This window comes from Clostridium sp. JN-9, from assembly GCF_004103695.1.
In the GTDB taxonomy this organism is placed as follows: domain Bacteria; phylum Bacillota; class Clostridia; order Clostridiales; family Clostridiaceae; genus JN-9.
In genome coordinates this window covers 671,384-686,173 of the sequence record NZ_CP035280.1, presented here as the reverse complement: position 1 = coordinate 686,173, position 14,790 = coordinate 671,384, and the positions used below count along the sequence as shown (strand labels likewise).

Genomic DNA, 14,790 nt, shown 5'->3' with positions numbered 1-14,790 from the left:
CCCATTTAATTAAAGTATATTACCTTGTTATAGTTGTACCTGCCAAACCCTTTATAGCTTCTTTAGCCTTTTGAAGTGATGTTATCACCGCTTTTCTATCTGGTTTTGTTTCAACAAACTTTACAGCTGCTTTAACTTTTGGGAGCATTGAGCCAGGCGCAAAATGGCCTTCCTCAATATATCTATTTACATCATCCACTGTCATTTTGGAAATATTCTTTTGATTTGGCTTTCCAAAATTAATTGCTACCTGCTCTACTGCAGTTAAAATGATTAAAGTATCTGCATCCATTAACTCTGCAATCTTTTCTGAAGCAAAATCCTTGTCTATTACTGCTGGAACACCTTCAAGCTTACCATTTTCTTTTTCAACTACAGGAATTCCGCCTCCGCCTACAGTTATAACCACATGACCGGCATTTACCAGTGTCTTAATTATAGGTTCCTCAACTACAGTTTTAGGGAGAGGTGATGGAACTACCCTTCTCCATCCCCTATTTGCATCCTCTTTCATAATATATCCTTTTTCTGACATTAACTTTTTAGCTTGTTCTTCAGTAAAAAATGATCCTACAGGCTTAGTTGGATTTTTAAATGCAGGGTCATTCTCATCTACTACAACCTGAGTAATAACAGTAGCAACTTCCTTATTTATTCCCCTTTTTTTAATTTCTTCTCTTATTGCCTGCTGCAGCTGATATCCTATATAGCCCTGACTCATAGCACCACATTCAGGAAATGGCATAATTGTATTTTTCCCATTTACTGAAGCTGCTGTCTCATATGCACCAACTATCTGACCAATCTGGGGCCCATTTCCATGGGCTATTATAACTTCATGTCCATCTTCAATAAGATCAACAATTGGTCTTGAAGTCTCAATGCATGTTTTAAGCTGTGATTCCGCTGATTTATCATTAGGATTAGCCTGAAGAGCATTTCCTCCAAGAGCTACTACTATTCTTGCCATATCTAATTTCCCCTTTCTGCTTAATTTCCAAGTGTGGCAACCATTACGGCTTTTATTGTATGCATCCTGTTTTCAGCTTCATCAAATACTACTGAATGTTTTCCTTCAAATACTTCATCTGTTACTTCCATAGCTGTTAAACCGAATTTTTCATGTATTTCTCTGCCAATCTTTGTGTTTAAATCATGAAATGATGGTAAACAGTGTTCAAATATAACCTTTGGATTTGATGTTAATTTAATCATTTCATCATTAACCTGATATGGCTTTAATAATTTTATCCTTGATTCCCAAACTTCAGGAGCCTCTCCCATGGATACCCATACATCAGTATAAAGAACATCAGTATTTTTTACACCTTCAGCAACATTTTCAGTTATTGTAATCTTTGCACCTGTTTCCTCTGCAACTTTTTTGCATTTTGCAACTAATTTTTCATCTGGAAATAATTCCTTTGGAGAAACTATTCTAAAGTCCATTCCCATCTTTGATGCACCAATCATAAGGGCATTAGCCATATTGTTTCTTCCATCTCCGCAATAGGCAAATACTATCTTATTTAATGGCTTATCAATATGTTCCTGAATTGTTAAAAAGTCAGCTAATATTTGTGTTGGATGATCCTGTGTTGTAAGGCCATTCCATACTGGTACTCCAGAATATTTAGCAAGATCTTCAACCACTGACTGGTCAAATCCTCTATACTCAATGCCATCGTACATTCTGCCTAAAACCCTTGCTGTATCAGCAATTGACTCTTTCTTTCCCATCTGTGAACCTGTTGGTCCAAGATATGTAACATGAGCTCCCTGATCCAGTGCACCAACTTCAAAAGAGCATCTTGTTCTTGTGGAATCCTTTTCAAATAAAAGTACAATATTTTTCCCTTTAAGTTTCTGCTGCTCTGTACCAGCATATTTTGCTTTTTTTAGATTTGCTGCAAGCTCCAGCATATAGTTTATCTCCTTTGGTGTAAAATCCATTAAAGTTAAAAAACTTCTGTTCCTCAAATTGTACATTTTATTACCTCCTGTATTTTGAATATACCTAATTTTAAAATTACAGTTTCAAAATAAATCATTTTAAATCAAAAAAAGTTCTTAAAATCCAAATAATTTTAAGAACTTTTAATTTATATTAATTCTAATTATCCTGACAGGTAAATATGAGGCCTTCAATAAATTTATTTATTGAAACCTTTCCTCCCACTTTCTTCTTACCGTTTATATAATCCATTTCGGCCTTTACACTGGAGAAATCAAAAAGTACATTTGCGTAAATATTAAAAGTGTCATTAGCATAATCCTCAATACCAAGATTAGCTATATTGGTAAGTCCATTCTTTATTGCTCTTCTTATTCTTTGTTTTACAATCTGAGGATTATCACCTAAATAACTCTCTAACTCATTCAAATTACACTCATCTATACTTTTATTGTTATCTATCATATATGAACATATTTTAATTATATCATTGGTCCCCTTTTCGCCAAGCATTCCAAGCATCCCTAAAACATGTTTTATTTTAATTACATCCCTATTTTTATCATCGTCATTTTTATCCGAAGTATTCAGCATTTTCTTTATATCAGACAGCATATTTTTCATTTCTATCTTTTCAGCCACCTTTGAAATAACATTTTTTACCTCAATCTTATTTATGGGCTTATTTATAAAAAATTCTATTCCCGCTTCATATGAATCTGATCTTAATTTAGTATCCTGCACCTGAGATATCATAATGAAGCAGATATCTGGTTTTATGTCCTTAATCTTCTTTACCAAAGTATTTCCATCTATTACGGGCATAAGTAAATCAACAAGTACAATATCCGGCTTAATTAAAAGTATTTCATCTAAGGCAGATTCAGCATCGCAGGAACTGCCCACCACATCATAAGAATCATCTTCTCCTTCTATTATCATAGTAAGTATTTTTACTATATTTATATCATCATCCAAAATATAAAATCTCAATTTGCATCACCCTCTAGTTTGTCTTTATTTATTTTTATTATAAACTCCGCTCCCTTTCCCTCTTGAGAATTAACTGATATGGATCCCAAAAACACATCATTAATGATGCCCTTAACATGTGAAAGGCCAATGCCTCTGCAAATATCACCGGTTTCTTCATTAAATTTTGTTGTAAACCCCGGATTAAAAATGTAATCTATATTTTCACTTTTTATGCCTTGTCCATTGTCTGACACTGTGAAAACATAATCATCTTTGCTTTTATTGATTACAACTCTTATATAACCGTTTTTTCTCTTTCCTATAGCCTCTATACTATTGTAAATTAGATTCCTCAGTACAGATACCAGATAATAATGTTTTTCTACCATAAAATCATCATATATTTTAAAGTCCAGGAATATCTCCAGCTTATTTCTTCTTATATATTCTTTTGCATCAGCTTCTATAATAATTGTTATATCCTTAATATCCATTTTAACATTGTCATTTTTTTCATCAAAAGTATCTTCCAATCCCCTTATGACACTTATATAATCCTTTTTAATCTCATGAACATCTTTTGCTATTGCCAAAGATGTATTTTTGAATTCAACGGGATAATTATTGTCAGATAGTGCTTTATAAAGATAATAAGCTTTTTTCATAACTTCTTCTATACCTGTTATATTTTTATTCATAAAATATACTTCACTTTTTAACTTTGAAGTAATAAAAATAAGCTTTCTATATCTCTCTTCATGTTCCTCTCTTATGAGAAGAGAACTATAGTATTTAAACAACATTATTACACATACTGCAATTGTACTTCTTACAAAAGCAATAATTGCTAAATCCTGAAATATATAATACTTATCTTTGAAATCTAGAAGTACGCTTACCTCTAAAACATTGGAAAGAAAATCACATGTGAAAATTGATGCAAAAAAATTAGTCAGATTTGCATTTGTTTTCTGCCAATATAAAAAATAATATATTATTCCATATATAAAATAAAATAACATATCAGTAGCAACTAAATTTACTACCTGATTAAAACCAGTATTGCTGATATACAGCATAATTCCTCTATAAACAGGAGATACTATTCCAACTATACAAGTCAATTTTATAGGATTGAACTCTCTATTAAAGTATAAAAGAACTGGTAAAATAATTACAGATAATGCTACTATAAAACCGTTAGCAAATAAATTAATGCTTACCTGCGAAGCAAGAGCAATGCATGTAGCAACAATAAAAATAGTTCTTACTTTTTTCATATCATATTCCTTCTTTTGTTCACATTGGTACTATATCAAGAAAAAGTACCAGCATATATATATTTAATATAAAAAGACCTATCTGCAGATTTTCTCTGCAGATAAGTCTCATTATTTAAAATAAAGCCAGATAAATTCTATCAGTATGTTGACTTTATTACACAACATTATATTGTGTTAATTACTTCCTTACTTAGTTATAAGTATATAAAATAATATTTATACTGTCAATGTTATATTCGATTAGAGTTTCCCCAAAATTAATATCTTGAATTAAGGTTATCCTACTAATTCTAGTACCTGAGCCATAATTAGTTGTTGTGTAGTCTTGGTTTTGGAAACCGGTTTAATAAAATTTTTAATACCAGTATGCGTTTTCTTTAATACTGCATAAATACCATCAGCTAATGCATAATAATTAAAATCAGGTATATCATAAATACGCTTAGATATGTTTTGAATGCATATGATTAATGCACTTTCTCCTCTTTTTTCTGAAAGTGTTGCAGCAAAACCTATAATTAAGGTTAGAAATAAATTCATAGTTCTTATTGAATTTAAACTTCTTACTCTTATATTTTCAAAATCAAACTGCTGTTTTTTAAATCTGAAATATTCTTCTATCTTCCAACGTTTAATGTAAACCTTAATTATAGCTAAGGTTAATTTCTTATCATTAGGCTTAATATTGCTGATAAGCATCATAGGTATTTTGCCAAAGCCTCTTATTACTACAAGTGTAAGAGGCTTATCAGGTATATCTGGCAATGTTATTTGTATAAAGCTAAATTTGCATTTTTTAGCCCTACCAGCTTTATTGGTGACTATAGTCGAAAACTTTCCTTTATACTTGTTTGCAAGTTTAAGTATATTCATAACTTTACCATTATGAATAACATTTCTATTGCCTTTTGCTCGAATAACAAAGTTTTCTTTATTATCTATAAAGTATTCATAAAACTTTCTGCTATCATAACCCCTATCAAGAGCTTTAATGCCCTTATTATTAAAACTTTGTCTAATAAAATTTAATCCTTTAAAAGTTTCTTCATTCTCACTTACAAAGCCTTTTTCAATGTTTGAATACATTTTTGAGTACACAGATATAGGCATACTATACTTACTTGTAAGTGCAGCAATTTCAAGACAATTATATCCATTGACATTGGTTTCACCTGTGCTGCCATCACGTACCTTGCCCATAGCTTCTAAAACTTTACTATTACGTTTTGTGATTTCAGAACCATCAACGCAAAATACTGTATTGTCATTAATGTATGGTTTTATTTCAGAAATGTAGTTGTTTATTACAACACTTTGTTTATCAAACGTTCTAAGGTTATTAGAAAGTCTTTCAATGGTTTTCTTTAAAGAGATATCCTCTTTAAGAGCTCTTGATATGCCACTTAAAAGCACAGTCTGGCTTTCTGAAATTCCATAAATCATCTGTGCAATAAATTTATAATTAGGTCTTGATAAATTTATTGAGATTTTTTTTGAAAAAGTTAATAATTTTCTTTTTATTTGGTACGATAATTTGCTATAATTAATCATGAATAAAACATCTCCATCTGCTATTGATTTTTGTTTTGTCGCAAATTCATTATATCAAAACAATGGACTGTTTTATTCATTTTTTATGCAATTTTATAAATCTGTGGATAGTTTTAAATCTTAAATTTACTTATCCACAGGTTTTATTTAAATAGTCTTTTAAAAAAAGGGGAAACTCTAATATATTCGATGTTTATTTTCCTTATCTCCTGCTTCTTTTCCAATTCTAGATTCAGTTGCACCATCTGCAATTATATTTAATCCCAAACCTGTATATCCATAAGCTAGCACTGTATTTTCTAAAGTCTTTGATGAACTTTGTAAATTATTCTTTTCTTTATCATTACTCCCCACAATTACCAATCTCCTTTCTGTATTATATTTCCCAATACAAGGCATTTTTATGCATAAAAAAAAGAGCACTGTTAAAAGGCTCTTAAGTCTATTAAGAATATTCACTTTACTCCAAAATGAGATCTAATAAAATTAACTTTTTTATATTTACAAAATTCATTTTTATATCTTTTAAAGATATATCACTATCAAATTCAATACTAATAAACCTTTCTTTATATTAATTATTTTTTATTTTATAATATGTATCAATTAGTTTAATTGAGTTCTTTATTAAAGTCTGAGCTTCCTCTGTAGTTCTTAAAATTCCAGTTGTATCAATTGATGCCGTAGGGTCATCCCAATGGAATAATGTATGTCTATTTTCTCTAAGAAATGTATAGCATTCACTTATATAATGTAGTAACTCTTTTGAGTGCCTTTCTTTTTTATATTCGTCTTTCAAGACATATCTATTCCCCTGTCTTTCAAATACAAAAAAGCTATCATAATCATTTCCATCTTTACGTATAGGTATTCCATTATCTTTTAAAGCAATTTTTAATACAGGTTCTAATGATCTTATTGCTGGTTCTGCTAAAAAGTCTGCTGCATACACATTACCCATTATATGTAAGTTATATACAGCTTGGTGCAAATAATTATTTAGCTCACATGGTATCAAGTTATATGAATTAGGAAAATAACTTTCAAACTCACTTTCTATTATGTCCTTGTCAACATCTAAATTATGAACAGTATTTAAAAATTTAGGGATTTCATCAACTTCTAATAACTCAATTATGTATGATGATAATCTATTAAATAAATCTTCTTTTTTCCCTTGTATCCATAACTTATTTTTACTTTGATAGTAGCTGATTTTTAATTTTTGCTTAGTAGGATTTTGTATGGATATCTCGAATTGTATCCCATAAGGTATTTCTGTTTCTTTACCCCTCTTAAAATCCTTAAAATCTTCCTGTAATAATTCTAATATAGATACCAAATTATCATATTTTATTTTATTAGCTGCAATCCCATTATCATACATACAAATATTCTCCGTGGTATTTAGCCCTAATGCGCCTTTTGCTAAAGCATCTGCCAAATCATTATATTTATTTCCACTGTGTGCTTTTATCTTAACAAAATTAACAGCTACTGACTTTGCTATAACATTATAAAATTTCTTATATTCTTTAGTACCTTCTTCTTTAGTTTTCCATGCCCCAGTACACCATTTTTCTATTCCTTCATAATCGTATGCTATATCTATGCTTTTAATTTTATTTTCAAAACAAAACCTCATTGCGCGCTTTGCACCTTCGATTTCTCCTGCTACATTTCTCATTTTAACCATTTTTTCATCTGAAAACTTTTCTGCAAATTGCATTTGACCACCATCAAAAAATATAACAGCACCATATGCATACTCTTTTTTACGATCATCATAGCTTCCATCTACATATGCAATAGCCTCTGATTTTGAATAAACACGTTCTATTTTTTCATCTTCAATTATATTAAATTTAGTTCCTGCCTTCATGAATTCCTCGGCTTCTTCTTTAGTTGAAAACTTTTTATAAACGGCGCCAGAAAAGCCATTAATGTTTTGCTGACATTCTCCCCAAGTTGCATATATGCCCGGAACTACTCCTTTTTTTACTGCATAAAATTTATTACTTGCCATCAAATCGCCTCAAGTTATTTACAGATTTCTCATTATTATAATAATAATTTGCTTACATAATTAAGCAATTCCTCTATTTGGTAAATAACAACACTTTCTTATAGTAATTATATCATAACATATGAGATGGCATCATCAATTATTGTGTTTAAATCAAGAGAAAAGTGTGGGAAAAAATAAAAGTAGCAAGTTTTACATTTCTGTAAAGCTTGCTATATCAACGACTCTGGTGCGCCCAACAGGAGTCGAACCTGCGACCTCCGGATTCGAAGTCCGTAACTCTATCCAACTGAGCTATGGGCGCTTATTAAATATTATCATGCGCCATACTAAAACTGGAGCGGAAGACGGGATTCGAACCCGCGACGTTCACCTTGGCAAGGTGACGCTCTACCACTGAGCCACTCCCGCACAACTAAAAACAAATATTAAAGAATAAATAACAAAGAACAAATTATGTTGTTTTTCTGCTAAGCATAAAAACTTTAATTGCTCTTAACCTACAACTTTTAACTCTTAACTTTCAACTCTTAACTTTCAACTCTTAACTGAAATACTGGTGGCTTACCGGGGAATCGAACCCCGGACACCATGATTAAAAGTCATGTGCTCTACCAACTGAGCTAGTAAACCATTAAAAGTGAATAAATTTATATTCACTTTACTGGTGCACCATCAGGGACTCGAACCCTGGGCACCCTGATTAAGAGTCAGGTGCTCTACCAACTGAGCTAATGGTGCATATGGTGCGTCTTAAGGGATTCGAACCCCCGGCCCACGGCTTAGAAGGCCGTTGCTCTATCCAACTGAGCTAAAGACGCAAACAGCTTATTACTAAGTTATATGGAGCGGGTGAAGGGAATCGAACCCTCGTAACTAGCTTGGAAGGCTAGCGCTCTACCATTGAGCTACACCCGCACATTTAAAATAAAGATTAAAGAATAAATAACAAAGAACAATTTATGTTGTTTTTCTGCTAAGCAGAAAAACTTCAATAACTATTAACTCTTAACTTCCAACTGTTAACTCTTAACTCTTAACTGTATAAGTTGGTCGGGGTGACAGGGATTGAACCTGCGACCTCATGGTCCCAAACCACGCGCGCTCCCATCTGCGCTACACCCCGAAAAAAGATAAAAAAATGGTGCACCATCAGGGACTCGAACCCTGGGCACCCTGATTAAGAGTCAGGTGCTCTACCAACTGAGCTAATGGTGCATATGGTGCGTCTTAAGGGATTCGAACCCCCGGCCCACGGCTTAGAAGGCCGTTGCTCTATCCAACTGAGCTAAAGACGCAAACAGCTTATTATTAAGTTATCTGGAGCGGGTGAAGGGAATCGAACCCTCGTAACTAGCTTGGAAGGCTAGCGCTCTACCATTGAGCTACACCCGCAAAACACGGTATATTGGAGCGGAAGACGGGATTCGAACCCGCGACGTTCACCTTGGCAAGGTGACGCTCTACCACTGAGCCACTCCCGCACAATTAAAAACAAAGATTAAAGATTAAATAACAAAGAACAAATTATGTTGTTTTTCTGCTATGCAGAAAAACCTCAATTACTTTCAACTATCAACCTTTAACTGTTAAATATCCACTCTTAACTATAAGCTTTTAACTTTTAACTTACCACTCTTAACTTTTAACTGTATTAGTTGGTGCAGGTGACAGGAGTTGAACCTGCACGCCGTAGGCGCTAGATCCTAAGTCTAGTGCGTCTGCCAATTCCGCCACACCTGCATACTTTAATTAAATAACAATCTATGTTATTTTTCTGCTAAGCAGAAAATTTAAATTACCCTTAACTTTTAACTTCCAACTCATAACTGAAATATTTGGTGGCTTACCGGGGAATCGAACCCCGGACACCATGATTAAAAGTCATGTGCTCTACCAACTGAGCTAGTAAACCATTGGCTGGGGTGGCAGGATTCGAACCTACGAATACGGGAGTCAAAGTCCCGTGCCTTACCGCTTGGCGACATCCCAAAATGGGGTGAATGAAGGGACTCGAACCCTCGACAACCAGAACCACAATCTGGCGCTCTACCAGCTGAACTACATTCACCATAATGGTGCGTCTTAAGGGATTCGAACCCCCGGCCCACGGCTTAGAAGGCCGTTGCTCTATCCAACTGAGCTAAAGACGCAGATAACTTATTACTAAGTTATTTGGAGCGGGTGAAGGGAATCGAACCCTCGTAACTAGCTTGGAAGGCTAGCGCTCTACCATTGAGCTACACCCGCACAATTAAAATAAAGATTAAAGATTAAATAACAAATTATGTTGTTTTTCTGCTAAGCAGAAAAACTTTATTAACTGTCAAATAACTTTTAACTCATAACTCTTAACTGTCGGCTTCCAACTATTAACTCTTAACTTCCAACTCTTAACTGTTAACTCTTAACTGTATAAGTTGGTCGGGGTGACAGGGATTGAACCTGCGACCTCATGGTCCCAAACCACGCGCGCTCCCATCTGCGCTACACCCCGATGAATCAGAAGCTTTGTTAACTCCCGACAACATAGATTATTCTACACGATATATTTAAATTCGTCAATACTTAATTTAAACTTTTTTGATTTTCTGCCTATATTGCTTTAATACTGGCATTGATTTTTCCATCTGTAATATCTATTAAAGCCACACTATTAAAGCCATCCCGAGAAATAGCCGGACTTCCTGGATTTATAAACCAGATGCCATTTTCATATGCAATTTGTGATATATGAGTATGTCCATAAAGAACCACATCTGCTTGTACTTCCAGTGCTTTATACTTTAACCTTGACATATCAGACTTAACATCATATCTGTGACCATGAGTTATAAAAAATCTCTTTCCTGCAATTTCTTCAATTATTTCCCCAGGAGTATCTACAGAAAAGTCACAATTCCCCTTTACATTTAATATTGGTCCTGTGTAATATTTGGCTATTTCTTTCACATCCTGAACATTGTCTCCTAAATGAATTAGCAAGTCTATATTTCCTAGTTTTTTAACAGCATTCTCTATTATCCATACATATCTGTGAGTATCACTAATAACCCCGATTAACAAATTTTATTCCTCCTGTATTATACCCTTAATTTCCTTATCTAATTTTTCCAATGCTTTCCTTCTATGACTTATTTTATTTTTAAATGAGGCATCCATCTCTGCAAATGTGAGACCATATTCAGGAACATAGAATAATGGATCATACCCAAAACCACTATGTCCCTTTTCCTCTTCTATTATATATCCATTTATACTTCCATGTACCTTAATTATTTGTTTTTTACCTGCTATTAACACCATAGCACATACAAACTGAGCCTTTCTCTCCTCCTTTGGTTTCCCAAGCATTAAAGCTTTTAATTTTTCATTATTCTTTTTATAATTTCCATGTTCTCCGCTGAATCTGGCTGAATATATTCCAGGCGCTCCTCCTAATGCATCCACCATTAATCCTGAATCATCTGCTAATATCATGTCATCTTTTAGTATTTTTGATATTTCAAAGGCCTTTTTATATGCATTTTCCATGAATGTATTTCCATCTTCCTCTACATCAATATCTAATCCTGCTTCCTTTAATGAAATTATAGATATATTGTACTTACTAAGCATTGCCTTAATTTCCTCAATTTTATGCTGATTATTGCTGGCTACTACTAATCTCTTCATTTTTCATCACCTGTCCCTATCCATAATGAATCCATTTTTAAACTGTTCTTTTGAACATCAATAATATGTTTTGCTCCTTTTTCTGCCAAATCAAGCAGTTCATTAAGCTCATGTCTTGAAAAAGGCCTTTGTTCTCCTGTTCCCTGTATTTCAATAAACTCATTTTTATCAGTTAATACTACATTCATATCCACCATAGCATTTGAATCCTCTGCATAACAAAGATCCAAAAGCTTCTCATTATTAACAATACCAACACTGACAGCGCTTACAAAATTTCTTACAGGATAAATATTAAATGGAGATTTTTTATGCATTTTGTTTACTGCATCCACAAGTGCTACGAAGGCCCCCGATATTGAAGCAGTTCTTGTCCCTCCATCTGCCTGAATTACATCGCAGTCAATCCATATGGTTTTTTCGCCAAGTGCTTTTAAATCCACTACAGACCTTAATGCTCTTCCTATGAGTCTTTGGATCTCCATGGTTCTTCCATCTATTTTCCCTCTGCTGATATCACGTGGTTTTCTTACTTGTGTTGCTCTTGGAAGCATATTGTATTCACATGTAATCCAGCCTTCTCCCTTTCCCTTTAAAAATACAGGCACCTTTTCCTCAATAGATGCAGTACAGATGACTTTTGTATCTCCGCTTTCTACTAAAACTGAACCTTCTGCATATTTTGTGTAATTTCTTGTAATCTTAACATTTCTTATTTGATCATTCTTTCTTCCATCAATTCTCATAACTTTCCTGATACTTATTGTTTATAAGTATTTCTCCTTTCATTATGTTTAGCAGATTGCTTATTTATATCTTTCCTTGAAAATAAATAATTCATCTCTTTCTGGCGGGGAAACTTCAACTTTTTTATCTGAATTAACTAATATACCTTTATCCTTTGTAATTTTTCCAATAATAGTGGCTTTAATTCCATTTTCTCTTAAAATTTTAATCAGCTTTTCTCCATGTGCTGCAGTAATAAGCATACTTCCTGAGGAAATAAATCTAAGAGGATCAATATTAAACCTATTGCATATCTTACTGCTTACTGCTGTTAGTGGAATTGAGTCTGTAAAAATTTCAAATCCTGTTTTACTGGCTTCTGCAACCTCCCAGATGGCTCCTAATATTCCACCCTCAGTAATATCATGCATGGAGTGAACTCCAAATTCACCGCATAATTTGCCTTCTTTTAAAACACTTATATTATCCATATATTTCTTTGCTTCATTTATTTCATTTTCAGTTAAAAAATCTTTTAATAGATGTGTATAATCATTTGCAATTATACTTGTTCCCTCCAGGCATAGGTCTTTTGTAACAATAATATCATCATCACACTCAGCCCCGCTGGTAGCCACAGCTTTTCCGCTAAGTGTTCTGCCTATTACCGTACATGATATTATCATTTTATTAACGGCAGCAGTTACCTCAGTATGACCCCCAAGTATCTCCACATTTAACTTTTTTGCTTCACTGCTTATTTCAGTCATTAAATCTTTTATCTGCTTTAGTTCTGTTTTCTCAGGAGCCAATATTGTTACAAGGATACCTAAAGGCTCAACCCCGCAAGAGGCTACATCATTACAATTTATATTAACTGCTAATTTTCCAGAATTTAATTGAGCTCCAGTTATTGGATCTGTAGATAAAACACATTCATACTGACCAAACTTTACCACACTGCAGTCTTCACCAATACCGCTTCTGATTCTAACCTCTTCTCGTGCAGCTCCTCTTGAATTGTCAATTATATTCTTTAAAATATCCCAATCTAATTTTCCGCTTTTCATAAAAATCTTCCTTTCATAGAATTGTACAAGCACTATTTTAATTTTTTTGTCATATTATTTATATAAGGATTAATTTATGGTAGGTGGATATTTTGAAATATATTGGTCCATTTTTAAGGATGAATTCTTTAAAAAGAGAAAATATTGAAAATCAACTTTTCTACTTTTCAAAAGAATCATTAAAATATCTTGTACTAAATTCAAAATGTGGACTAACAATTCCCACAAAAGATTTACTAAAAAGTACATCCAAATTTGATATTAACATATTTAAATCAAATTCTCCACTTTTATGTGTGTATAAAAAGGGGAATTGCAAACTTGATTTAGAAAACAATGTGCTTTCATTAAACTATAAAAAATTTAAAAAAGAATTTAATATTTTTTCTAATAGTTTAATGACATTGTCAATACTGGAAATGGCTGAATACTATGATGGCTTTAAGGGTATAGATTCCGAAAAATACAATTTAGGTAGATTATACAAAGGTTTAGCCAGAAAACAACTGGAATTTTATGCTGCTAACTTAAGAACACCAGAAGGTGTTTTCACCGATAAGGTAGATTCAAGTGATGAATTATTTGATGAAACCAAATTGGAAAATAAAAATGAAAAATTTAGGTTTTCAGACCATATTCTTATGATGGATGCCTATTATAGGTATTCAATTATGCTAAATGATAGCATTAGTCAAAGTTATAGAGTATTTTCTAAAGATATACTTAATATGATTATGAATTTTAAGGAGGAAATATATACAGTTTCTACAGATGAGCTTTCTAAAATATGCCTGGGATTAAATATATATTTTAATTACTGCAATGATACAGAAAACAGAGCATTGATTTTAGATGTTATGGATTTATTATTAAGCAGATACAATCCATTAGTCCTTGATTCAAAAAATATGGAATCTGATTTATTAACTTATATAAACTGCAGGCTGTTTTATAAGAACTTTGGTATATTGAAATTTGATAATTTTGCTAATAATATGGCTTCTAAAATTTTAGATATTTACGATGATGAGCACAGCATTTTTGTTAAGAATCCCAATAAGAACGATATGGAATATTACTGTACAGAAGTAATTTTATATATTTTATCTTTGTGTTTTTATTTCTCAGATGGGGAAAACAAAGCAGACAATGATAATATTATTATGGATGTATATAAAAACATGGTAGTAAATTCAGGATTAGCTCCAAGCTGGCCTGAAGCACCAACTGCCAGCATGGCTGAAAGATATTTAAATCTTTCATTAAATTCAAAAGACCTATTAGATGAAATAAATTATAGGATGGCTACTATTCCTACTCCGGAAAGTGCTGAAGCTGCCCCTATTTTACTAAAATCCATTGTATATAATTCTAAAAAGCAGATTTTTAAACAGGGAAAGCTTACCTTTGATACAAATAGATACTTATTGTGTGTATTTTTAATTTTATTCTGTTTAAAGCCTAAGGGAAATATACGAAAGGATAATGATGAATTGAATAAAATTACTTAGCATTTATGCATCAAGTATG

Annotated in this window: 12 protein-coding genes and 18 tRNA genes; 1 reads left to right on the top strand and 29 read right to left on the bottom strand. The window is 32.6% G+C overall.

Annotated elements, in window-relative coordinates; translation table 11 throughout:
• Positions 1–19: 19 nt before the first annotated feature.
• The 29 genes from arcC to EQM05_RS03180 form a co-directional block, all read right to left on the bottom strand.
• On the bottom strand, positions 20–970 hold the full coding sequence (arcC, locus tag EQM05_RS03315; RefSeq protein WP_128748715.1) for a carbamate kinase: 951 nt from the start codon (positions 968–970) through the stop codon (positions 20–22).
• 20 nt (positions 971–990) lie between these two features.
• On the bottom strand, positions 991–1,989 hold the full coding sequence (argF, locus tag EQM05_RS03310) for an ornithine carbamoyltransferase (RefSeq protein ID WP_128748714.1): 999 nt from the start codon (positions 1,987–1,989) through the stop codon (positions 991–993).
• A 124-nt stretch (positions 1,990–2,113) separates the two neighbouring features.
• A complete protein-coding gene (locus EQM05_RS03305) occupies positions 2,114–2,947 on the bottom strand; it encodes a DNA-binding domain-containing protein (protein WP_128748713.1) in 834 nt (277 codons plus the stop codon).
• Positions 2,944–4,209: an ATP-binding protein gene (locus EQM05_RS03300; protein WP_128748712.1), complete on the bottom strand. Its 1,266-nt coding sequence runs from the start codon at positions 4,207–4,209 to the stop codon at positions 2,944–2,946. Before EQM05_RS03300 ends, EQM05_RS03305 begins: the two co-directional genes overlap by 4 nt.
• A 279-nt stretch (positions 4,210–4,488) precedes the next feature.
• Positions 4,489–5,763 carry a transposase gene (locus tag EQM05_RS03295; protein WP_128748436.1) on the bottom strand — a complete coding sequence of 425 codons (1,275 nt, stop codon included), beginning with the start codon at positions 5,761–5,763 and terminating at the stop codon, positions 4,489–4,491.
• Between the two features lie 177 nt (positions 5,764–5,940).
• Positions 5,941–6,117: a hypothetical protein gene (locus EQM05_RS15655; protein WP_164917179.1), complete on the bottom strand. Its 177-nt coding sequence runs from the start codon at positions 6,115–6,117 to the stop codon at positions 5,941–5,943.
• A gap of 220 nt (positions 6,118–6,337) precedes the next feature.
• Positions 6,338–7,789 carry a viroplasmin family protein gene (locus EQM05_RS16375; protein WP_128748711.1) on the bottom strand — a complete coding sequence of 484 codons (1,452 nt, stop codon included), beginning with the start codon at positions 7,787–7,789 and terminating at the stop codon, positions 6,338–6,340.
• A gap of 227 nt (positions 7,790–8,016) precedes the next feature.
• Positions 8,017–8,093: transfer RNA gene (locus EQM05_RS03285), tRNA-Arg, on the bottom strand.
• A gap of 32 nt (positions 8,094–8,125) precedes the next feature.
• Positions 8,126–8,200 (bottom strand) — tRNA-Gly (locus EQM05_RS03280).
• Positions 8,201–8,346: 146 nt separating this feature from the next.
• Positions 8,347–8,422, bottom strand: a tRNA-Lys gene (locus tag EQM05_RS03275).
• Positions 8,423–8,454: 32 nt separating this feature from the next.
• Positions 8,455–8,530 (bottom strand) — tRNA-Lys (locus tag EQM05_RS03270).
• Positions 8,531–8,533: 3 nt separating this feature from the next.
• Positions 8,534–8,610: transfer RNA gene (locus EQM05_RS03265), tRNA-Arg, on the bottom strand.
• Between the two features lie 23 nt (positions 8,611–8,633).
• A tRNA-Gly gene (locus EQM05_RS03260) sits at positions 8,634–8,707 on the bottom strand.
• Positions 8,708–8,839: 132 nt separating this feature from the next.
• A tRNA-Pro gene (locus EQM05_RS03255) sits at positions 8,840–8,915 on the bottom strand.
• Positions 8,916–8,931: 16 nt separating this feature from the next.
• Positions 8,932–9,007, bottom strand: a tRNA-Lys gene (locus EQM05_RS03250).
• Positions 9,008–9,010: 3 nt separating this feature from the next.
• Positions 9,011–9,087: transfer RNA gene (locus EQM05_RS03245), tRNA-Arg, on the bottom strand.
• A gap of 23 nt (positions 9,088–9,110) precedes the next feature.
• A tRNA-Gly gene (locus tag EQM05_RS03240) sits at positions 9,111–9,184 on the bottom strand.
• Positions 9,185–9,198: 14 nt separating this feature from the next.
• Positions 9,199–9,273: transfer RNA gene (locus EQM05_RS03235), tRNA-Gly, on the bottom strand.
• 175 nt (positions 9,274–9,448) lie between these two features.
• A tRNA-Leu gene (locus tag EQM05_RS03230) sits at positions 9,449–9,532 on the bottom strand.
• Positions 9,533–9,628: 96 nt separating this feature from the next.
• Positions 9,629–9,704 (bottom strand) — tRNA-Lys (locus tag EQM05_RS03225).
• Between the two features lie 2 nt (positions 9,705–9,706).
• Positions 9,707–9,781, bottom strand: a tRNA-Gln gene (locus EQM05_RS03220).
• A 3-nt stretch (positions 9,782–9,784) separates the two neighbouring features.
• Positions 9,785–9,860 (bottom strand) — tRNA-His (locus EQM05_RS03215).
• Between the two features lie 5 nt (positions 9,861–9,865).
• A tRNA-Arg gene (locus EQM05_RS03210) sits at positions 9,866–9,942 on the bottom strand.
• Positions 9,943–9,965: 23 nt separating this feature from the next.
• Positions 9,966–10,039 (bottom strand) — tRNA-Gly (locus tag EQM05_RS03205).
• Positions 10,040–10,210: 171 nt separating this feature from the next.
• Positions 10,211–10,286 (bottom strand) — tRNA-Pro (locus EQM05_RS03200).
• A 98-nt stretch (positions 10,287–10,384) separates the two neighbouring features.
• Positions 10,385–10,855 carry a metallophosphoesterase gene (locus tag EQM05_RS03195; protein ID WP_128748710.1) on the bottom strand — a complete coding sequence of 157 codons (471 nt, stop codon included), beginning with the start codon at positions 10,853–10,855 and terminating at the stop codon, positions 10,385–10,387.
• A 3-nt stretch (positions 10,856–10,858) separates the two neighbouring features.
• Positions 10,859–11,464, bottom strand: coding sequence for an XTP/dITP diphosphatase (locus tag EQM05_RS03190; protein ID WP_128748709.1), 606 nt, complete (start codon positions 11,462–11,464; stop codon positions 10,859–10,861).
• Positions 11,461–12,210, bottom strand: a complete 750-nt coding sequence (gene rph, locus EQM05_RS03185) for a ribonuclease PH (RefSeq protein ID WP_128748708.1) — start codon at positions 12,208–12,210, stop codon at positions 11,461–11,463. Before rph ends, EQM05_RS03190 begins: the two co-directional genes overlap by 4 nt.
• A 60-nt stretch (positions 12,211–12,270) precedes the next feature.
• Positions 12,271–13,260 carry an AIR synthase family protein gene (locus EQM05_RS03180; RefSeq protein WP_128748707.1) on the bottom strand — a complete coding sequence of 330 codons (990 nt, stop codon included), beginning with the start codon at positions 13,258–13,260 and terminating at the stop codon, positions 12,271–12,273.
• Positions 13,261–13,352: 92 nt separating this feature from the next.
• Between EQM05_RS03180 and EQM05_RS03175 the strand changes: the two genes are divergently transcribed.
• Entirely contained in the window at positions 13,353–14,771 is a 1,419-nt protein-coding gene (locus tag EQM05_RS03175) for a hypothetical protein (RefSeq protein ID WP_128748706.1), read from the top strand.
• Positions 14,772–14,790: the final 19 nt, after the last annotated feature.